The sequence below is a fragment of the Gilvimarinus chinensis DSM 19667 genome, from assembly GCF_000377745.1.
Classification (GTDB): domain Bacteria; phylum Pseudomonadota; class Gammaproteobacteria; order Pseudomonadales; family Cellvibrionaceae; genus Gilvimarinus; species Gilvimarinus chinensis.
On sequence record NZ_KB898706.1, the window covers coordinates 1228222 to 1248336 of the forward strand.

Annotated in this window: 15 protein-coding genes; 10 read left to right on the forward strand and 5 right to left on the reverse strand. The window is 50.1% G+C overall.

The features are described from left to right. Window positions 1-140 precede the first annotated feature (140 nt). The 3 genes from D568_RS0105695 (at window position 141) to D568_RS0105705 (ending at window position 2631) form a co-directional block, all read left to right on the forward strand. A complete protein-coding gene (locus D568_RS0105695) occupies window positions 141-1673 on the forward strand; it encodes a methyl-accepting chemotaxis protein (RefSeq protein ID WP_020208621.1) in 1533 nt (510 codons plus the stop codon). Window positions 1674-1710: 37 nt separating this feature from the next. Beyond that, window positions 1711-2004 (forward strand): hypothetical protein, encoded by a 294-nt coding sequence (locus D568_RS0105700; RefSeq protein WP_020208622.1) that lies wholly within the window; start codon window positions 1711-1713, stop codon window positions 2002-2004. Between the two features lie 108 nt (window positions 2005-2112). Beyond that, window positions 2113-2631 (forward strand): cytochrome c oxidase assembly factor Coa1 family protein, encoded by a 519-nt coding sequence (locus tag D568_RS0105705; protein ID WP_020208623.1) that lies wholly within the window; start codon window positions 2113-2115, stop codon window positions 2629-2631. Between the two features lie 72 nt (window positions 2632-2703). On the opposite strand, the gene D568_RS19405 is transcribed toward D568_RS0105705, so the two are convergent. The 3 genes from D568_RS19405 to D568_RS0105720 form a co-directional block, all read right to left on the reverse strand. After that, window positions 2704-3108, reverse strand: a complete 405-nt coding sequence (locus D568_RS19405; protein ID WP_020208624.1) for an SRPBCC family protein — start codon at window positions 3106-3108, stop codon at window positions 2704-2706. 260 nt (window positions 3109-3368) lie between these two features. After that, a complete protein-coding gene (locus D568_RS0105715; RefSeq protein WP_020208625.1) occupies window positions 3369-5084 on the reverse strand; it encodes a GMC oxidoreductase in 1716 nt (571 codons plus the stop codon). A 22-nt stretch (window positions 5085-5106) separates the two neighbouring features. Further along, a complete protein-coding gene (locus D568_RS0105720) occupies window positions 5107-5703 on the reverse strand; it encodes a gluconate 2-dehydrogenase subunit 3 family protein (RefSeq protein ID WP_020208626.1) in 597 nt (198 codons plus the stop codon). Between the two features lie 459 nt (window positions 5704-6162). Between D568_RS0105720 and D568_RS0105730 the strand changes: the two genes are divergently transcribed. Both D568_RS0105730 and D568_RS0105735 read left to right on the forward strand, forming a co-directional pair. Beyond that, a complete protein-coding gene (locus D568_RS0105730) occupies window positions 6163-6495 on the forward strand; it encodes a zinc ribbon domain-containing protein YjdM (RefSeq protein WP_020208628.1) in 333 nt (110 codons plus the stop codon). A gap of 70 nt (window positions 6496-6565) precedes the next feature. Next, complete coding sequence (locus D568_RS0105735) at window positions 6566-7378, forward strand: glycoside hydrolase family 11 protein (RefSeq protein ID WP_020208629.1); 813 nt, start codon at window positions 6566-6568, stop codon at window positions 7376-7378. A gap of 57 nt (window positions 7379-7435) precedes the next feature. Here the strand turns inward: D568_RS0105735 and D568_RS0105740 are convergent, their stop codons facing one another. Beyond that, window positions 7436-7939, reverse strand: coding sequence for a protease complex subunit PrcB family protein (locus tag D568_RS0105740; RefSeq protein ID WP_020208630.1), 504 nt, complete (start codon window positions 7937-7939; stop codon window positions 7436-7438). 340 nt (window positions 7940-8279) lie between these two features. Between D568_RS0105740 and D568_RS0105755 the strand changes: the two genes are divergently transcribed. The 3 genes from D568_RS0105755 (at window position 8280) to D568_RS0105765 (ending at window position 15621) form a co-directional block, all read left to right on the forward strand. Continuing rightward, window positions 8280-10655: a glycosyl hydrolase family 18 protein gene (locus D568_RS0105755; protein WP_020208633.1), complete on the forward strand. Its 2376-nt coding sequence runs from the start codon at window positions 8280-8282 to the stop codon at window positions 10653-10655. A 209-nt stretch (window positions 10656-10864) separates the two neighbouring features. Then, a complete protein-coding gene (gene ilvD / locus D568_RS0105760; protein WP_020208634.1) occupies window positions 10865-12538 on the forward strand; it encodes a dihydroxy-acid dehydratase in 1674 nt (557 codons plus the stop codon). A gap of 827 nt (window positions 12539-13365) precedes the next feature. Beyond that, window positions 13366-15621 (forward strand): TonB-dependent receptor, encoded by a 2256-nt coding sequence (locus D568_RS0105765; RefSeq protein ID WP_020208635.1) that lies wholly within the window; start codon window positions 13366-13368, stop codon window positions 15619-15621. A gap of 114 nt (window positions 15622-15735) precedes the next feature. On the opposite strand, the gene D568_RS0105770 is transcribed toward D568_RS0105765, so the two are convergent. After that, entirely contained in the window at window positions 15736-17349 is a 1614-nt protein-coding gene (locus tag D568_RS0105770) for an FAD/NAD(P)-binding protein (RefSeq protein WP_020208636.1), read from the reverse strand. A 374-nt stretch (window positions 17350-17723) separates the two neighbouring features. Here D568_RS0105770 and D568_RS0105775 point away from each other — a divergent pair, with 374 nt between their 5' ends. Further along, entirely contained in the window at window positions 17724-17963 is a 240-nt protein-coding gene (locus D568_RS0105775) for a TIGR02647 family protein (protein ID WP_020208637.1), read from the forward strand. A gap of 522 nt (window positions 17964-18485) precedes the next feature. After that, entirely contained in the window at window positions 18486-19955 is a 1470-nt protein-coding gene (locus D568_RS0105780; protein ID WP_020208638.1) for an FG-GAP repeat domain-containing protein, read from the forward strand. Window positions 19956-20115: the final 160 nt, after the last annotated feature.

The following is a 20115-nucleotide window of genomic DNA, read 5'->3' on the forward strand; positions in this document are numbered from 1 at the left end:
CAAGCCAGGAAGGCTCTCGGAAAATGCGGATTGGCGCATTATACTACTGATATAAAAATTAGCTGATGTCAGCTTTTGCCCGAATTGTGATCGTTATCGGAGTAAGAAATCATCAGCCATAGAAAATTTAAGAGGCCGCTGTGAAAAATTTATCGCTTAAGTGGAAAATCCTGCTCAGTGTCACCCTGACTTGTATAGCCGCGGTAGTGGTTACAACGTTTGTGACCGTACGCTCAGGTATCGCCACCGTCGAAGAAACCATCATTAAAGATACCCGCACTCTCGCGGATGTACTGGGTGAGGCCAGTGTAGGCGCCATTACCTTTGAAGATGACATGACCGTCACTGCATCGCTGCAAGCGTTAAAAATTAGCGATCGTGTTTTAGGTGCGGTTATTTATACCAACAATAAACCCTTTGCCTGGTTTTCACGCTCAGGCGAGGGCATGCCTGCTAATCTACCGTCGCGGCCCAACGGTGAAGGTATTGTGGAGCTTGAAAACGCGATGGTTATTACCGAAACCATTCAGTCGGATGGCTCGCAAGTGGGTGTGATTTCTATGCACGTTGACTTGGCCGAACTGGATGCGGTTATTTCTGAGGCGGTTGTCGATGCAATCTGGGTGGTTATCATTATCAGCGTTATCGCGGCTGCTTTGGCCTATTTGGTCCAGGCCAGTGTGGTTAAACCAGTTAATAACGTTGTGCGAGCACTGCGCGATATCTCTGAGGGTGAAGGGGATTTAACCCGTCGTCTGCCCGTTGAAGGCACTGATGAAATCAGTGAATTAGCGGCCAATTTTAACCGCTTCGTGGAGCGCCTGCAGGATATTATTTCCAGCGTTGCTGAAACCGCTGTTGAGGTGGATGAAAGTGCGAATATTCTTTCAAACCTGTCGCAGGAAAATGAACGCTCTATCACTTCACAGCAGTCGGATATTCAGCAGATCGTAACGGCAATTAAAGAGATGGCCAGTGTGGTGGCTGATGTGACCCAGCGCGTGGCTGAGACTGCCGATAATTCGTTGCAGGCGGACAAGGTAGCTATGGGTGGTAAGGACATAGTGCAGGGCACTATGAGTCAGATCCAAAGTTTATCAGCGGACATTAAAACCGCCTCTGAGGTAATTGATCGCCTGCGCCAGGAAACGGTAGCAATTGGAACTGTACTGGATGTGATTCGCGGCATCGCCGAACAAACGAACCTGCTGGCATTGAATGCTGCCATTGAAGCGGCGCGGGCCGGTGAGCAGGGCCGTGGGTTTGCTGTGGTTGCCGATGAAGTACGTACCCTCGCCTCTCGCACACAAAGCTCCACCACCGAAATTCAGGAAATGATTGAGCGTTTGCAAACGGGCTCGGCCGAAGCGGTAGAAATGATGACCGCTGGCACCAGCCAAGCGGATGCCTCTGTTACTCGTGCGAGTGAAGCGACCGATGCACTGGAAGAAATTACTAATTATGTAGGTGAAATTCGCGACCGTACCAATCAGATCGCAGCTGCCTCAGAACAGCAAAGTGCAGCCACTCAGCAAATTGAAGTGAATATCGATAGCGTTTCGGGGGTGGCTCAAAGCACTGCTGAAAGCTCCAGCCGTATTACCGCCAACAGTGTAAACCTGGCGAAAATGGCGAAGCAAATGTCTGAATTGGTTGGCCGTTTTAAAATTTAATTGGCATCTCCCCTTATTAAACTGTGAGGTTACAAGTATGAGAAAAAATATAGTCACCTTTACATTATTGGCGGTGGTTTGTATGCCTGGTGTAAGCTTGGCCTGCTCAGAGCCCGCCAAACCCGCCGAATTTCCCGATCCAGCCACTGCGGTGACGGCGCAAATGGTTAAGGCTAATAACGAAGTCAAAGCCTATGTAAAGGCGATGGAAGAGTACTTAGGTTGCTCAGGTATGTCGCGCACAGAGCAAGGTAAAGCGGTTAAAGAGTTGGAAGATTATGCGGAAAGCTTTAATAAACTGATTCGTGAATTTAAATCACGAAACGGTTAATGCTCTATAAGGCGAAGGATTGCCTGCATTCTCCTTGTTGGTAGTTTTTGCTATTGCAGCCTATGCTTAGAATAGAACGTTAAATACCTATATTAACAAGGACCGTGTATGACAAAAAATGGAAAAATAGCACTCACCAGTTTATCTCTTCTTGTTTTTTTTGGTTTTCTCTTTCTTTTATATAATGGTTATAAACTTTTTCGCGGCGACCTTTACGAGCAGTCGTTAGTGGCATTAGAACAACACCCGGAGATTAAAAAGAATATTGGTGTACCCTTCGAGCCCAGCTTGTTATTTAGCGGCAATTACTTTGTTAACTCGCTATTTATGCAGTATGAAATCACAGGCGCTCAAGGTAACGGGTGGGTTGTGATGATTGCGCAAAAAAATGAAGGTGATTGGCACTTGGACAGGTTGTGGGTACACACCGGCGAAGAAGAATATATTACAGTGATCGAGCCTGAATCCTATAGCTTTGATGCAGATGAGTATCAAGATAAAACGGTTGATGATTCAAGCGGTAGCTGCGAGGCACCCTTGGATTACCAAGGCTATACCAAAGAGGGCGAAGAGCCCCTACCGACAGACAGTGTGTTGCTTAATGATGATTCAATAGCGACTCCGTAAATAAACAATTCTGTGCAAATAAAAATATTAGCCTTTGCAAACCATAGGTTATGGGCAGAGTCATTATTCGTTCTAAGTTTCAGTGCTGGTTTCAATTAAACGACTAATGGTGGCTAAATCTTTTTGCACCAGACGCACATCTTCCTTGAACTGTAACTCCGACATGGCGTTTAGCTGAAATAAAGTGAAGGTCAGCGCGCTGTTGTTGCCGCTTTTTAAAACTCGCATGGGGTTGGTCAGTGAGGCCCCAGAAGCAAAGCGAATAGTGTGATCAAGCACTCCGAGGGTGTTATCTTCTACAAATTGAAATTCTGCTGGACCATCCGGAGTATCGACAAGCCACACCCCTTGTTTATCTGATTCTATAACCGACGTAAAAAATGGCACCCAGCGTGGTAGGTTGTGTGCGTTGCGGATGAACTGATACACCTGATTAGCGGGTGCTTGAATAGCTACAGATAAAGTTTCGATTTTCATGCGATCATCCCGTCGCTGCTGGTCATGTCGGTTATCTATAATGACCGCTAATTGTTTAAAAAATCAACTGTCGTTGAAGTAATATTCAAACAGGGGTGCTGGTAAATCACTCTTCTATAATCTATTAAGACGTATCAGGCTCATAGGGTGCAAGAGAAAAAAAGCCCCCTCTCAGTTATAGATGCCTGGGAGGGGGCTTTTACCGGTATGACTTTGAGATTAAAAGTGCACCGGAAATATTGATTTTTGGATCTTAACCGTCAGATTTTCCTTTGCTTTAATTGATCAACAGCATAGTCACAAGCCCGCGCAGTTAACGCCATAAATGTCAGCGATGGGTTCTGACAGGCACTGGAAGCAAAAGATGATCCATCGGTAACAAATAAGTTAGGAATGTCGTGACTTTGGTTAAAGCCGTTTAACACTGAAGTCTTAGCATCGCGCCCCATGCGCGCAGTGCCTACTTCATGAATAGCAAGGCCTGGAGTGCGTGGTTCTTTTCTGGTCTTAATGTTTTTCAGGCCACAGGCTTCTAACATTTCTCCAGCGCTTTCACCCATATCTGCCATCATTTTTTTATCGTTATCGCGGTATTCACAGTGAATCGATAACTGCGGGATACCCCACTTATCCGTTTTCGTTTTATCCAGGCGGACGTAGTTATCGTAATCGGGCAGCATTTCACCCTGACCGCCTAAGTAAAAGCTCCACTCACCTGCGTCGTGGATTTTTTCTTTCAGGGCCGTGCCATATAAACCGCTGTGGGCCAGCGACTGCCAACTGTCACGCTGTGCACTACCTCCGTAGGCATAGCCACGTAAAAAGTCGGTGTCTTTTTTGTTGACATTGCGGAAGCGAGGAATGTAAATACCGGTGGGGCGTCTGCCTTTATAGTAGCTGTCCAGAAAGCCTTCCACATCGGCTGTAGCACCGGGGCCATAAATATGGTCCATCAGGTAATGGCCTAAAGCGCCGGATGAGTTCGCAAGCCCGGTAGGGAAGGCGTCGCTGGTGGAGTTCAGCATTATCTGTGTGGTGCCGAGAGTGGATGCGCAGAGGAACACAACCTTAGCGTAGTACTCACGTACCTCTTTGGTTTCTGCATCAATAATGCGAACCCCGGTAACACGATTTTCTTTATCGTCGTAAATGACACTGTGTACTATGCTGTCGGTGGCAATGCTCAGATTACCGGTTTTTAATGCGGCAGGTAATGTAGAGCTTTGCGTCGAGAAGTAAGCACCAAAAGAACACCCCTTTTGACACTCGTTACGCGCCATGCATTGCACACGACCCTGAGCAATATGTTCGGGAGTGGGTTTAGACAAGTGAGCGCAGCGACCGATAATCATTTTACGATCTTTGTAGCGCTTTTCTAAACGCTGTTTTACCGACTTTTCTACCTGGTTCATTTCAAACGCGGGCAGGTATTCACTGTCGGGCAATACGGCTAGGTTTTCTTTTGAGCCACTGATGCCCACGTGTTTTTCCACATAGCTGTACCAAGGTGCTAAATCTGCGTAGCGGATGGGCCAATCAACACCGATACCTTCTTTGCCGTTGGCTGCAAAATCTAAATCGCTGAAACGGTAGCTCTGGCGATGCCATAGCAGCGACTTCCCACCCAATGCATTACCTCGAATCCAATCAAATGGTTTCTCCTGTTGGTAGGGGTATTCGCGGTCGTTACCAAAAAATTGTTTGGTGGCGTCGTTAAAGGCGTAGCATTTTTTCTGAATGTAGAAATCTTGCTCAAGGGTTTCTCGATCAAGCCTACCACGCAGGGGCATTTCCCAGGCTCTAACGCCCTCGCCGACATAATCTTTGCGATGCTCTACCGCCTGGCCTCGCTCGATCATCAGCGTTTTCAAGCCTTTCTCGGTTAGCTCTTTTGCGGCCCAACCCCCGGTTACACCGGAGCCCACCACAATTGCATCGAAGGGCTCTTTAGCCACTGAAATATAGGGATAACTCATGGTTGCTTAAACTCCAGACACATCAAACGAAAGGTTGCAAAGACCAGGCACGGCCAACTTCAGAAAACGGTACATCACCGTTATAGCCGCCGGGTATGGGGAGGTAGTTCAATTCTTTTGTAGCACCTTGCTCACTGGTGTAGTAAGCAAATACCACCAGTGAAATCAGAAATCGCCAAGTACCAGTTTCGGCGGCGCTGAAGGGGCTCTCTGAACGGTGCAATTTATCCACAAGCTCTTGCTGCTGCTCGTTTGAGCAGCTTTCAAAATGCTGGCTGTATTCTTTTGATGCAATAGCGTTGAGTTTATCTAAAAGGTTGGTAACGGATTTCTGCTCTGATTCAGTGGCACACAGGCGCAAATGGTAATCAATGTAATTATGAGCGCCCACCGTTTTCGCGCCGGCGGTTTCAGTGGTGGGAATAATAATCTCAGCCAATGCCGCAGTGCACAGCAGTTGCTTCGGGTTAAATAATTGGGGTTTGGTATCAGTAGCAGGTGCTTTGTACTCAGCCAGTGCATCGATTGCGCTGGCGCTTAAGCTGAGCCCTAGCAGCCCGGCAAAGGTTTTTAAGGAGTGGCGTTTGCTTGCGTCCGTCACAGGTTGCGGGTGGGTCATCACGGAAGTCTCTTAATGGTTTTATATAATGTAACCGATTAAACCAAAGGGATTTTCCGTGTAGCAACAGCCTTTATACAGATTAACAAATCTTGTCGAGATTCTTTATAAAGTTTCGAGAGTCAATTTAATCATTTTACTAACCTAGGCTAGCGTTTTAATGAAGCAGTATTTTTGTAAATGACTTTCTCTAGGCTGGCCACAATAAATACAAACCCACGCTGGGGGTAAGATGATGAATATCATCCAAGTGCTAATCAATTACCTCAGTACTCTGGGGTATTATTGTGTGGTGCTGATCGGTAAAACCCTTAATGGCTTTAATTCCGACAAATAAGGCGCTATAGGATGGCGCCTTATTTATTTTAATGGCCATTAAAACAAGCAGTTGTGGGGTAAGGTCTCGCCAAGTTACCGCCCAAGCGCTACCATGACGCCTCATTTTTAGCGGCGAATATTATGTCATTACCTCCCTGCCCCAGTTGTCAGTCTGAATACACTTATCAAGATCAAAACCTATTGATTTGCCCCGAATGCGCCTACGAATGGAACCCGGATGAGGTGGCAGAGGCCGCTTTCACGGTGCAGGATGCCAATGGCAACTTGCTGGCCGAGGGCGATACGGTTACCTGCATTAAAGATTTAAAAGTCAAAGGCAGTTCACAACCGATAAAGATTGGTACCAAAGCGCGTATTCGACGTATTGTTGAAGCCAAAGACCACCAGCTGGATTGCAAGGTGGATGGCGCTGGCGAGATTATGATCACCGCTAAGTTTGTAAAGAAGGCTTAGCATTTTACGGTCTGGCTCTTACGCTCCGAGCTTGTTATAGTCAGCAAAACCATAACAGGGGAGCCATATCGTGAAAACCTTTATTCCTTTCAAAGCCGTTGCTTTGCTGGCCGCCTGCGGCTTGGCAGGCTGTGTGATGCCCGAGCAACAAGCCGCAACCACCGATAGCGTGGCCGTTGCGGGTATTGATAAGTTCCAGGCGTATACCCAAACCTACCCAGAACAAGTCCACCTAACGCAAAACCACGCCACAGGCCATGTGGGCGATTTTTTCTTTACCCACTGGAAAGATGGCGGCGCGGCCTCGTTGAGCTTAGATAACCAAGGCAGCTTTACCGTCAATTGGGAAGGCGGCGGTTATAACTATGTGGGCGGCCCCGGTTGGCACTATGGCGATAAAGACAGAGTGATCGGCTACCGCTTTGACGAAGACAGTGGCGCCAACTTTATTACCCTCTACGGCTGGGGTTACGACGAGTCTATGCCCACCAGCGATCCGGCGCATTTGGTGGAATACTATATTCTGCAGCGCTTTACCTATAACCCCAGTAAAGACGGTATTTTCGGTAAAACTTTTGTCAGTGACGGCGTGGAATACTCGACCTACCGCACCGTGCGCGAACAAAAGCCCTCTATCAACAGTACGTCAACGTTTTATCAGTACTGGAGCATTCCTACCGAGCAGCGCGAGCTGGGCAAAGACTATAAAATTGTGTTCGCTGACCACGTCAAAGCCTGGGCCGATACCGGCTGGATCATTCCGGATATGAACAACTTTAACGCCAGTGATGACCCGACCTATCAGGTGATGGCGGTAGAGGTATTTAACCCGCCGAAGGACGGCACCGCCTCGGGGCAAGTGTGGGATGCATCCGAGCAATAGTTATTATTCCAAGGCCGCATGCAGCGGCCTTTTTACCCCTTAATGGATAAGAGCGGGCTATTCTTCTCCACCGCAACGCCCCTCTTCTTTTATTCCAGAATAAGTGACTGCTAAGTCACTTTTTACCATCGAGACAAAACAATAAGGATAAGCAACAACGCTTGGGTAGGCGCAGTCGCCACTGGAGTCGGGCAATATATCGGTATAGCGAACTTCAATGGCACCGTTTTCTGTGACTACCTGATCGATGCGCAGACCGTAGCCTGGGTCGGGTTTCTGCCCGGCGTGCATGGCCACCACTTGCTGAGTATCAAAATCGATAGTGGGAATATCATCCTGATTGTTTAAATCTGATACTCCATACACCTCGCGAAAGCGATGCTCATCGGTAATAACCTCACGGCTTGGCTCGCCAATGGTGGTGTGCCAGCTGTTGCCGCATTCAATCACCTCATACGCGTAAGACGTGCCCGTATTTTCATGGCCACTGTTGTGCGTCTCGTTGTCACTACCGCTGCAGCCAATAAAAGCCAGGGGGGCGAGCAAATAGACAGGTTTCATCTCAACTCCTTGATATCGGTCCGTGATCGGCGGCTGCCAGACTAACAAAACCCAGGTGGATGAGGTGTTAATAATCTTAATTTTCGATGTGTTTATCCCTGCGCAGGTTAGCAAGGCTGTGATCGCTATCACGGCGCTGGTTATATTTTGTGCGCTCTGCCGGGTTTTTAATGATCAAACCTTGACCACTTCACCTTCCTTACCGCCATAATTAGACAACGTTGTCATTTATGGTTTGATACCAACCATAGAAAATGGCAACCGGCGGCAGTACTGAAAGGTGGCAGCGGGGTTTATCTGGCCTTTCGGCATCGATCAATAAAAACATCAAGGAATTACTATGCGATCAATTGGTTTCCTCTCCCTTTGCGCGGCATCCGTTTTTACGGTGCAGGCCACACAGGCCGCGGACTGCTCCAGTCTGAATAGCTGGGACAGCAACACTTCTTACACTGGCGGTGCGCAGGTTAAATACAGCGGCGCTGCCTACCAGGCCAACTGGTGGAGTCGGGGCGACAACCCGGCTGACAACTCTGGTCAGTACCAACCCTGGAGCGATCTAGGCACCTGTGACGGCAACCCGGGTGGTGACACCAACACGGCCCCCACCGCGAACGCTGGCGGCCCCTATAGTGCCACTTTGGGCAATGCGATCGCCTTCGACAGCTCTGCCTCCAGCGATAGCGACGGCAATATCGCAAGCTACAGCTGGGACTTCGGCGACGGTAATACCAGCACCCAGGCCAGCCCCTCTTACACCTATGCCAGTACTGGAAGCTTTAGTGTCTCGCTGACGATTACCGACAACGACGGCGCTACTGACACCGCCTCCGCTACAGCTACTGTAAGCGAAGCCGGAGGTGGCAGCGGTGACTGCAATGCGCCTGTCTATCAGGCGGGCACCGCCTACAGCGCGGGTGATGTCGTCACCAACGTGGGCCATACCTACACCTGTGACATTGCTGGCTGGTGCTCGTCCAGCAGCGCTTGGGCTTACGAGCCGGGTGTGGGCAGCGCCTGGCAGCAGGCCTGGAGCGATAACGGTGTATGCGATGGCACTGCACCGACTAATCAGGCCCCAAGTGCCGATGCCGGCGGCCCCTACTCGGGTACTGTGAATACCGCCATCGGCTTTGCCGGCAGTGGCAGCGATGCCGACGGCACAGTAGTCAGCTATAGCTGGAGCTTTGGCGACGGTGCCAGCGCTACCGGCGCCAGTGTCTCTCATAGCTATACCAGTGCCGGTAGCTACGAGGTAAGTCTAACGGTGACCGATGATGACGGCGCCAGCAGCACGGCCACTACTCAGGTGGAAGTTGTACCGGCTAATCAAAACCAGCCGCCCGTGGCGCAGGTGAATGGCCCCTTCACCGTGGATGCCAATGTGAGCATTGCATTATCCAGTGCGGGTTCGGCCGATGCCGACGGTAGTATCGTTAGTTACGCGTGGGATTTTGGCGATGGTAATAGCAGCACGTTAGCCAACCCCAGCCATAGCTACAGCGCCGATGGCTTTTATACCATTACCCTCACCGTCACCGATGATGAAGGCGCTACCGACAGTGCCGTTACCAGTGCCAATGTGGGCAGTGGTGGCAATGGTAGCGGGGGCGACAAAGTTGTGGGTTACTTCGTGGAGTGGGGAATTTACGGCCGCGATTATCATGTTAAAGACATAGAAACGAGTGGCAGCGCCGATAAGCTGACTCACTTAGTCTACGCCTTTGGTAATGTTAAAAACGGCCAGTGTGTTATGGACGACTCCTACGCGGCTATCGACAAAGCCTACGATGCCGCGGGCAGCGTGGACGGTGTGGCTGACTCCTGGGAGTCTGACGCGGTGCGCGGTAACTTCGGCCAAATTAAGCGCCTCAAGCAAATGCACCCCAACCTGAAAGTAGTGTGGTCATTCGGCGGCTGGACCTACTCCAGCGGTTTTGGCCAAGCGGCGCAAAACCCGCAGCAGTTTGCCAAATCCTGCTACGACCTGGTGTTCGATCCGCGCTGGGAAGGTGTGTTTGATGGCATCGACATCGATTGGGAGTACCCCAACGCCTGTGGTCTTGAGTGCGACAACAGCGGTTTCGACGCCTATCGTGAGTTGATGGCTGCCTTGCGCGCCGAGTTTGGCAACAAGCTGGTGACCTCTGCCATTGGTGCCGGTGAGGCCAAGTTGGTGGCAGCGGACTACGGCGGTGCAGCTCAGTATCTGGATTTTTATATGCTGATGACCTACGACTTTTTTGGTGCCTGGGCAGCGGAAGGTCCCACCGCTCCGCATTCGGCACTGTACACCTACGACGGTATTCCACAGCAGGGCTTTACCAGCAATAACGGTGTGCAAACCCTGAAAAGCCTGGGCGTCCCCGCCGAGAAAATTCTGTTGGGTATCGGCTTTTACGGTCGCGGCTGGACGGGCGTCACTCAGTCCGCTCCGGGTGGTACTGCCACAGGCCCTGCCAATGGCACCTACGAAGACGGTATTGAGGACTACAAAGTCTTGAAAAATACCTGCCCCGTTACTGGCACCTTTGCAGGCACCGCTTACGCCCACTGTGGCAACAACTGGTGGAGCTACGACACACCGGCGACCATTATCAGCAAGATGAACTACGCCGAGCAGCAAGGTCTGGGCGGCGCCTTCTTCTGGGAGCTGTCTGGCGATACCGCCAACGGCGAATTGATCCAGGCCATAGACTCAGGCCTGGGTAATTGATCGTCGGCAAGTGCTAGTTCACTGCAACCTAAGCGGCCTCTTATGGGGCCGCTTTTTTAATGTCATCTCAACGTGTGTGGTGCTACAGGCTGTCTTCTCAGGCACCTCAATATAGACGTAAACCTGTCCCCTGTTTCGCGAAAGCTCAAGTCCTGTAAGCTATGCTCACAAGGCTTTCTAAATTCTTGCTCAATGTTAATGGAGTAGCCATGACCGATAAGCGCAAATACTCATCCAAAGTGGTCGACGGTATTGAAAAGACACCTGCCCGTGCCATGCTGCGAGCGGTGGGATTTAATGACGACGATTTTAAAAAGCCGCAGGTGGGTATTGCCTCTACCTGGAGCATGGTCACGCCCTGCAATATGCATATTGATAAACTAGCGGATGAAGCCTGCGCCGGCGCCGACCAGGCGGGCGGCAAAGGCGTAGTATTTAACACCATTACCATTTCCGACGGGATTTCCAATGGCACGGAAGGCATGAAGTACTCGCTGGTCTCGCGCGAGGTGATTGCTGATTCTATCGAAACCGTCGCCGGGTGCGAGGGCTTTGACGGGCTGGTGGCTATTGGCGGCTGCGATAAAAACATGCCCGGCTGCATGATTGGTTTGGCGCGGCTCAATCGTCCCTCGGTGTTTGTCTATGGCGGCACCATTAAGCCAGGCGCCAATCACACCGATATTGTCTCGGTGTTTGAGGCGGTGGGGCAGCACGCCCGGGGCGACCTCTCGACCATTGCCGTCAAGCAGATTGAAGAAACCGCCATCCCCGGCCCCGGCTCTTGCGGCGGGATGTACACCGCCAACACCATGGCTTCGGCCATTGAGGCGCTGGGCATGAGCCTGCCGGACAGTTCCGCGCAAGAGGCGGTGTCATCCTCCAAAGCCGAAGACTGCCGCCGCGCCGGTGCTGCAGTGCTCGAACTTTTGGCGCAGGACATCAAGCCCACCGATATCATGACCCCCAAGGCGTTTGAAAACGCCATTACTGTCACCATCGCCCTGGGCGGCTCGACTAACGCCGTGCTGCATCTGCTGGCTATGGCTCACGCGGTGGATGTACCGCTCACGCTGGATGATTTTGTGCGCATTGGTCAACGTGTGCCCGTGCTGGCCGACCTGCGCCCCAGCGGACAGTACATGATGTCCGAGTTAATTGCCGTGGGCGGCATTCAGCCGCTAATGAAAATGTTGCTGGACAAAGGCCTGCTGCACGGCGATTGCCTCACCGTCACCGGTAAAACCCTGGCCGAGAACCTGGCCGGTGTTAAGCTCTACCCGGCGGAGCAGGAGATTATTAAAGATTTTGATAACGCCATTAAAGCGACCAGCCATCTGGTTATCCTTAAAGGCAATTTGGCTCCCGAGGGCGCGGTGGCGAAAATCACCGGCAAAGAGGGTTTAGTGTTTACCGGCAGCGCGAGGGTGTTCCACTCTGAGGAGGAGGCGTTAGAAGCCATCTTGGGCGGTGCGGTAGTCAAAGGCGATGTGATTGTTATTCGCTACGAAGGCCCGCGCGGTGGCCCAGGTATGCGCGAAATGCTCAGCCCCACCTCGGCGGTTATGGGTAAAGGTCTTGGCAATGACGTTGCTCTGATTACCGACGGGCGCTTCTCCGGCGGCAGCCACGGTTTTGTGGTGGGGCACATTACCCCCGAGGCGATGGACGGCGGCCCCATTGCCATTATCGAAAACGGCGATGAAATCACCATCGATGCTGAAAACGCTCAGATGCGCCTGAATATTCCCGACGCGGAAATCCGGGCGCGCCTGGAAAAATGGCAACGGCCCGCGCCGCGCTACACGCGAGGGGTGTTGGCTAAATTTGCCAAGACTGTCTCTTCCGCATCGGAGGGTGCGGTGACGGATAAGGATCTTTGATAGTAATAGAGCTCACGTGCCTTCATCATCAACTCAAAGTCAGTGGCAATAGCATCGTATCCGAGCGGGTAAAATTGGCGCTGGTTTTTTCAGCGCTTAGTTGTATCGCGTAGTTGTATTTAGGGGAAGTGTGTTTTTGAGGTTAGGAATAACGTGCGAGCAGAGGCTGAAAATAACGAAATACAAAAAGAAAAAATATTAATAACTTCTCAATGGCTGTAACACTTAAAGGCAAAGTCGAATTTTTTGCCCCAATGGTGGGCATTTAAAGTTAAATAAATTATTCGATTTATGATCAGTTTCGATAGCAAGAAAGATCAGTTACAGCTAAAAATTTATTAGCTAATAAGTTCAAGCATCTGTAAATAACACTATATATAACGCTTTTCTTCGGTATCACAGAGTGGTAGCGCAGCGATAAATCAAACGTTAAAACCCTTTCAACGAAAACTATAAAAATGTATTGGCGTGATATATGCGTTATCGGCTTGGTCATGTCGGTGCTGTGTTTTGGCTTTTCATTCCAAATATTTTATTAACCCGAGGGTGGTTTATGTCGGGTTTATAAGTAGTGCATGGATACATCGCCATTCATCTAATGGTTCAGGCGAAGGATAAAGGACGAATAGATAAGCAAGATCTATCTATCCGCTGGGTGAATACTAGGGGCGTTTTCGAATATCTGCAGCAGAAGTTGGATATTACATGCAAAGCGTACTAAACCTATGTGTGATCAAAACTGCTTAAAGCACGGACTAAAATCAATTAACCGCTTTAATGTCTTGAAAATAAAGGCTGAACGAGTTGGAAACTTAAAGGGATGGGTTATGAATATCTTGAAGACTAAACGCAGCTATGCGTCTAAGTCATTCATTACAGTGGCCTCTGTAGCCGCCGTAAGTTACGCAAGCACCACCGCCGCACAAAATCAGCAAGATCCACCGCAAGAACCTCGTAAAACCCCCAGAGCCATCGAAGAAGTTATGGTCACCGCGCAAAAGCGTGCTGAGAGCGCGCAGGATGTCGCCATCGCGATCTCTGCATTTAGCGGGCAGGATTTAGAAAACATGGGGGTAGAAGCTGGTATTGAAATTACCCAGCGTGTGCCGAACATGAATTACTTTGCCATCTTTGGTGAGGCGTCCAGCCCCTCAATGACGTTGCGCGGCATTGGCTTGTCTAACTTCGCCGACACCTGGGAGGCACCCGTTGGCTTGTATGTGGATGAAGTGTATCGCGGTAATCCCGCCGGTTCAGGCATGCAGTTATTTGATGTAGAACGTGTTGAGGTGCTGCGTGGCCCCCAGGGTACGCTGTTTGGCCGCAATACGTCTGCGGGTTTGGTGCACCACATTACCAATGACCCTACCGAAACATTTGAAGCTGATGCCAGCGTGCAGTTGGGCAGTTATAACCAGCGCATCTTCGAAGGTGCCGTCAGTGGGCCGCTGAGCGATAGCGTGCGCGGCCGTTTGGCGGTTAAGAAAAACGACAGCGATGGCTGGCAAACCAACGGCGTAGATGGCCAGGATTTGGGTACAACTGACACCCTGGGTTATCGCGCCAAACTGGCCATCGACTTTACCGACCGAGTCAATTTGCTGCTGGATGTTCACGGCAGCGAGGCTGATCAGCAAACCGTTGGTTTTGTGCACATGGGCTACCTTGATCCGGCGGATACCGCGACTTTTTGCTCGGTGTCGCGTATTCAAAACGGCGAGTGCATCAGCAGTATTGGCGGAGCGGGAACCGGCCGTGAAGAGGCCGGCGGCTGGGGCCCCGAGCATGTGTCGTCTGGCGCGGCGGACGGCCTGAAAACAGAAATTGAAACTTTCGGCGCCTCGGCCAAGCTGGTTATCGCGGCCGATAATTTTGACATCACTTCCATTACCGCCATTGAGCAAATGGATAAGCTGCTGGAGGACGACTTTGATGCGACCGCCGTTGTGTGGTTTGACGAGCAATACAAAGCGGATACCGAACAGTTCAGTCAGGAGCTTCGTATCAGCGGTGCCACCGACACTATGGACTGGGTGTCCGGCCTTTATTATTTTAAAGACGATCGAGACCTAATCACTCAAGCGCCTACCACCACGGACGCCGAAAATTTTGGCGGCTACTGGCACAACGAGTATATGGATCAGGACACTGAGTCTTACGCGATCTTCGCGCAAATAGACAAAGCCCTGACCAATACCCTGTCGTTGACCGTCGGGGGCCGATACACCTGGGAAGAGAAAAACGCCGACCTCAGCAACCGAGGCGAACCCAGCTATTACGGCGACCAGCATTTTACCGACACCATTAAAGAAGACGGTTTCAGTGGTCGCCTGGGCTTGGATTACACGCCTACAGACAACACGCTTTACTACGCCAGCCTATCCAGTGGTTTAAAGTCCGGCGGTTTTAACGGCTCTTACGTCGGCAGCCAGGGCGCCTTTGGGCCAGTGGAAAAAGAAACCATGACCAGTCTTGAGGCGGGCTACAAAGCCACCCTTGCCGGCGGCCGTGCCCGTTTAAATCTGGCCGTGTTTGCTTACGAGCTGGAAGACTTTCAGGCGCAGTTGTGGGACTCATCCACAGGTTCGGCGGATATCGCTAACCTGGGTGACGTGAGCGGTCGCGGGCTTGAGGCCGAACTAACTTATTTGCTGACCGACAACTTTGAAATTATTTCGGGTCTGGGTTTGCTGGATACTGAAATTGATTCAGAACTGGTAACCAACGTTGGTGGTCAGGAGATTGCGATAGACGGCAATGAAATGCCCTCGGCGCCCGGTATTTCTGCCAACATTGTGGCACGTTACTACCTGAACAATTGGACCCTGCAAGCCGACTACACCTGGGTAGACGAACACGAGCTGCAGCTGGAAAACGATCCCTGGTCCAAGCAAGACGCTTACGGCATTACCAACGCCCAAGTGTCTTGGAATTCGGGCGCCTGGACAGTCACCGGGGCGGTAAAGAATCTGCTCGATGAAGAGTACTTCACCTACCAAAACACCGGTGGCGACGACTGGGGTTACGCTGTATGGGGCGCGCCACAAACGGCGTATGTGAAGGTCAATTACAGCTTTTATTAATTAACTCTAACGACCTTAGCACTGCAAACAAGGAGCGGCTTGCCGCTCCTTTACCTGCCCCCTTGATAAACAGAGCGGACCAGAGGGCCAAGCTCTCTATCAAAACTTGCAATGCTAGACCTCATGCTCCGCCGATAATGCCTGTTCATAACATTCCACCGAGCGTATAAAACCTTTGCTAACGGCGTCTCCAATTTCGGCGCACACGGTAATCCCCTGCACAAAAGGTTTAATCGGCATTAGATAAGGCAGTGCAGCCAGAGCGATACGATGCGCCCCGTCGCTTTTGGCCTGGAGAGTATAGTCCGTGTCGATAGGAGGTTGGAGTCCTTCACACGCTACCAGTAGATGCTTCAGGCTGGGAAAAGGCAAATCATCAATCCGACGAGATCTTTGCCCTCTCGCGTCGATGAATATGTCAAAGTTCAAAGTACCACTTTCGGTGGAAATATAGGTTTTGGTTTCCTTTATTGTCAGCTCGTAATTATGCCCCAAAGCCTTCAGCTCAATGACACCTGCCTGGCGTAATGCGAGTAGCCTGCGGATAGACTCAGACGGAACAGCCGCATAGTTGTCGATAAAAACACGTTTTAAGCTTTGGTTAAACCGTGTCAGGTCTGAATGATTCAGGTGCGGCACTATGGGTTCAATGGCTTCGTGCAACCTTAATAAGGTATACCGCCACGCAATGGTATGGCGGTTTTTCTTATTGCGTTCCACCTCTTCCAGGTTGTGACTGGCCCAATAAAAAGGGTTGTGTTTCTTACGGCTTTCATAATACGCATCGGTGAAACTGTCTGGGGTTAGCGTGTGCAAATTGATATGAGAACTCCACGCAGGGTCATTGAACGTCAGTTCTCTTACCATCAAGCTGAATACGCGATTGAGAAGGCCTTCTGGGCCTTGATCAATAGCTTCTTGGATGGCCTCGGGTGTGGCAACGGCCAGTGGCTCGTGGGGAATAGGACAATAGAAGTCGGCCTCGGGGAGTAAACCGGACCTGGATAACATAGATATTCTCAGGTTTCTGCTCGACTCTTTTAACTCGAATGCTAAAGTTTTGCCCTCGTTTGACTCGACAAAACGGCCGTGTTGAATAGCAACGGCCATGGCCGCATCAATACCGCTGAGCGAGGTACCCATAATGCCAACATCGGTTGCGGGTATTGGTGTGTGAATTAACCCAGACCAAGGGCTTGGAAAGTAGCAAGGCTTTTTTTCACGCGCCTTTGGCCACTCGTGGCCCGTTGCAATGGCTACATAATCGTAGGCTTTTGGCTCACTGGATGTCGAAAGCCACAGTCTGAGAGGTTGGCCTGCGGTAATATCGTTGACGGTGGTATTAACCTTTATTTGGATATCGTGGCCAGCCGCGATGCCTTGGCTAACAATAGCGTGAAGCTGCGCCGCAAAGTAGTGACCTAGTAATACGCGTGGTAAAAATTGCCTATCGTGCAGGTCATCTTTACACACCCCATGACGCTCTAAAAATTCGGCACCTTGAGCTTTTAGCCACTGCAAATACGTAGAATCTGGCGCAGGTATCTCGATACTTGCGATGTTGGCCAACATGATTGGATGGTTTACCTTGTCGTCAAAAGGCATACCCACGCCGGCTTGTGCACGAGATTCGTAGAGAGTAATGGCTAAAGGACGGCGGCATTTGATCAGCCCCGCCAAGGTGTAAATACCCGTTGGGCCAGTACCAATAATGGCAATGCGCTGCATAGTGTGTGACCATTCTTTGGTTAATCATTACTTGGGGCATTTATTTAGCAATTTCTTTGCCTATGCCCCTTTTTTTCCCAGTTATTGAGTTCATCTGCCTGGGTGAAAGTGGAGGTGTGGGCCGGTTGTTAGCCGAGAGAAAATCGGACTTTTACAGGGTAAGGCCTAAAGTCGCGGTTTGTTTGGTGTGGAGGTTTAGGGTGAGCTTGCGCCCAGACGAAATCCAGATCTGATTTCGTTAATCCGTAACACGAGTAACCAAAACAGGCTATGCTAGTCATTCGTGGCACTGGTTGTGCCAATGTATACTGTTATCCAAGACATCCCAGGTTTTCCAAGCCTTAGCGGTCTTTTACAACAATAAGAGGTACATCATGCCGTTCTCTCAAGATCAGCTCAGTGAATTGAATTTACTCACCCTGTTCTCATCGTCATCCACTCAAGAGGGTATCAAGGTGCATCAACACTCTGCTGACCCGGCCACAGTGGCAGCGGCCGAGCGGCTGCATAAAAAAGGCCTGGTTACTCAACCCGATGGCGGTTACCTCACTCCTCTTGGTAGCGAGATGACCGAGCATGTGCATAAAGTGTTATCGGTATTACGTAGTGAATGATGCTTTGAAGCCAACCACTGTTGTCGCTGATTAATGACAGCGGTGGTTACGCCCTCCCTGTATAGTCGTCGATGTACCGTTATGCGTGGCTGCAAACTCGACAGATAAAAAATACTCCATTTTGGATTTTGTCAGTAGGCTCTCATTTTACGCGGCTATCTTTTGTGGCGCTGCCAGGCTTCCACGCAGTACAAGCAAGCGCGTTTAAGCGGCTGGCAAGATTTTTAAAATGGCCACATCATCTTGGTAGAGTGGTGCCTCTGGTTTAGCGTATAAGGTTTATCGTGGCATACGATAAACCAGCATGAACCCGTGGTGGACGAGATTGCTTAGCCACTTTTAAAGTCAGTAATCTATTGATTGTTTCTTCCCCTCAGTTTCGGAAATTTTAATTCTCACCGATTCAATCCGTGCAATATGGCAAAAAGGTTTGCTCAACCCCTTCCTGTGCTTTTTACGTGGAATAATATTCATCCATATATAGAATTTTGGCTCTATTGATAACCGTTCAAGGATAAATTAATGATTTTAATTAAGAATAGTTTGTATGGGGGAGCTGTCGCTCTGGCAGTGTTGGGGTTAACGGCGTGTGGGGGCGGTTCGTCTGACTCCGGCGGCAGTCAAAGTGGCGGTTCTTCGTCGGGTGAGACCTCGTCCAGTAGCTCCGTTGCGAATTCAAACTCCAATTTTCCAGCTAAAATTCTTAGCTCTCACATTGCCGATATAGACGCTGATGGAGATGGGGATGTAATTGTATCCCCCTACTCTTCCGAGAGTACATCCGAGATACAGCTCTTTCTGAACAGCGGCGGCACGTTCGATTTACTGTCTGGTGCCTTTCCTGAATTTCCTGCAACCTTTACTTCCGCGGCACACATTAGAACATTAGATGCCAACAATGATGGAAATAAAGATGTACTCGCTCTGCTGATTAACGACTCGTACGAAAGCAGCGTGTTAAATGTGTACCTCGGTCAAGGCGATGGAACGTTTACTACTGGAGCCACCATTACGTCTTCTCCGCTGAGTGGTTGGGGCGAGTTCCGGGTTGCTGATTTTGACGGTGACGGAAACACTGACTTTGTCCTTACGCAAAATCCTATGGGTCAGTGCAGCGGTAATCCTGCCGAAGATATTTGCTGGGGCGGTCATATTTACTTAAATGACGGCAGTGGCAATTTCCTTGCAAAAGAAATTTCGCTGACTGACTCGTTGCTCAACTCCACGACTTCAGTGGATAAATTACAAGCTATTGACGCCCATTCTGGAGCGGTCTTTATTCCCGATCAGCCCGATCTGAATGTATGGTCCTTATTGGCTGACGACGTTAATGGTGATGGTACGGTAGATTTGGTGGCCCCAACCTTCGGTGACAGGATGACTCCCACCTTCATTAATAACAGCCTGCCCGGTAGCCTACAGTTCTCCGTCGTGTACTCGAACACTCTCACTAATCAAGCCGATGGCGCCTTGGTTGATGTAAATCGCGATGCTTTACCAGATTTGGTTTCATCATCCGCGATTTTTAACGGTAGTGAAGACGGTGATCCGGAAACCATGACAGTGCCTGTGTACGTCAGTATTAATACGGGAGATGGAATTTTTGCTCAGGCCACAACAGACTATTTTGCTGCTGAGGTTCCGAGTGTACAGCACGCCAGATCCTGGTCAGTGGCAGACTTTAATCAAGATGGCTTCGATGATCTTTTCGTCGCCGACCATGGCTATGATTTCCCTCCTTTTAGCGGCTACCCTAACCTGCTGCTTATGAACACGGACGCTGGATTGGAAAACACCACATCGAGCGCGCTGGAAAGCCAAAACAGTTTTTCCCACGGTGCGAGTGTGGGCGATATTAATGGCGACGGGTATCCAGATTTATTGATTAATAATGATATCCAGATCGAGTCCACCCATGCCGATGCCGCACCAGCAGTGAGTCGTTTATGGCTTAATAATGGTGATGGAACCTTTACCGAAGGAAGTTTGTAAATCGCCATAAGCGCGCTGGGGTCCATACTTTAAAATATGAATTCTCGCGCGCTCATTTTTTATCTGAAACACACACACTTATATTCGGCCCGTACTCATAGCTACCTATGGACTGGGTCGAGAGTTCAACCTCAAGGGCTTTAATCGCGCTGTAACTTTC

Coding starts and splice junctions, on each gene's coding strand:
- D568_RS0105775 (WP_020208637.1), top strand. CDS start 17,724: ATGCCGTTCTCTCAAGATCAGCTCAGTGAATTGAATTTACTCACCCTG.
- D568_RS0105730 (WP_020208628.1), top strand. CDS start 6,163: ATGTCATTACCTCCCTGCCCCAGTTGTCAGTCTGAATACACTTATCAA.
- D568_RS0105715 (WP_020208625.1), bottom strand. CDS start 5,084: ATGAGTTATCCCTATATTTCAGTGGCTAAAGAGCCCTTCGATGCAATT.
- D568_RS0105765 (WP_020208635.1), top strand. CDS start 13,366: ATGAATATCTTGAAGACTAAACGCAGCTATGCGTCTAAGTCATTCATT.
- D568_RS0105700 (WP_020208622.1), top strand. CDS start 1,711: ATGAGAAAAAATATAGTCACCTTTACATTATTGGCGGTGGTTTGTATG.
- D568_RS0105755 (WP_020208633.1), top strand. CDS start 8,280: ATGCGATCAATTGGTTTCCTCTCCCTTTGCGCGGCATCCGTTTTTACG.
- D568_RS19405 (WP_020208624.1), bottom strand. CDS start 3,108: ATGAAAATCGAAACTTTATCTGTAGCTATTCAAGCACCCGCTAATCAG.
- D568_RS0105780 (WP_020208638.1), top strand. CDS start 18,486: ATGATTTTAATTAAGAATAGTTTGTATGGGGGAGCTGTCGCTCTGGCA.
- D568_RS0105705 (WP_020208623.1), top strand. CDS start 2,113: ATGACAAAAAATGGAAAAATAGCACTCACCAGTTTATCTCTTCTTGTT.
- D568_RS0105770 (WP_020208636.1), bottom strand. CDS start 17,349: ATGCAGCGCATTGCCATTATTGGTACTGGCCCAACGGGTATTTACACC.
- D568_RS0105740 (WP_020208630.1), bottom strand. CDS start 7,939: ATGAAACCTGTCTATTTGCTCGCCCCCCTGGCTTTTATTGGCTGCAGC.
- D568_RS0105720 (WP_020208626.1), bottom strand. CDS start 5,703: ATGACCCACCCGCAACCTGTGACGGACGCAAGCAAACGCCACTCCTTA.
- ilvD (WP_020208634.1), top strand. CDS start 10,865: ATGACCGATAAGCGCAAATACTCATCCAAAGTGGTCGACGGTATTGAA.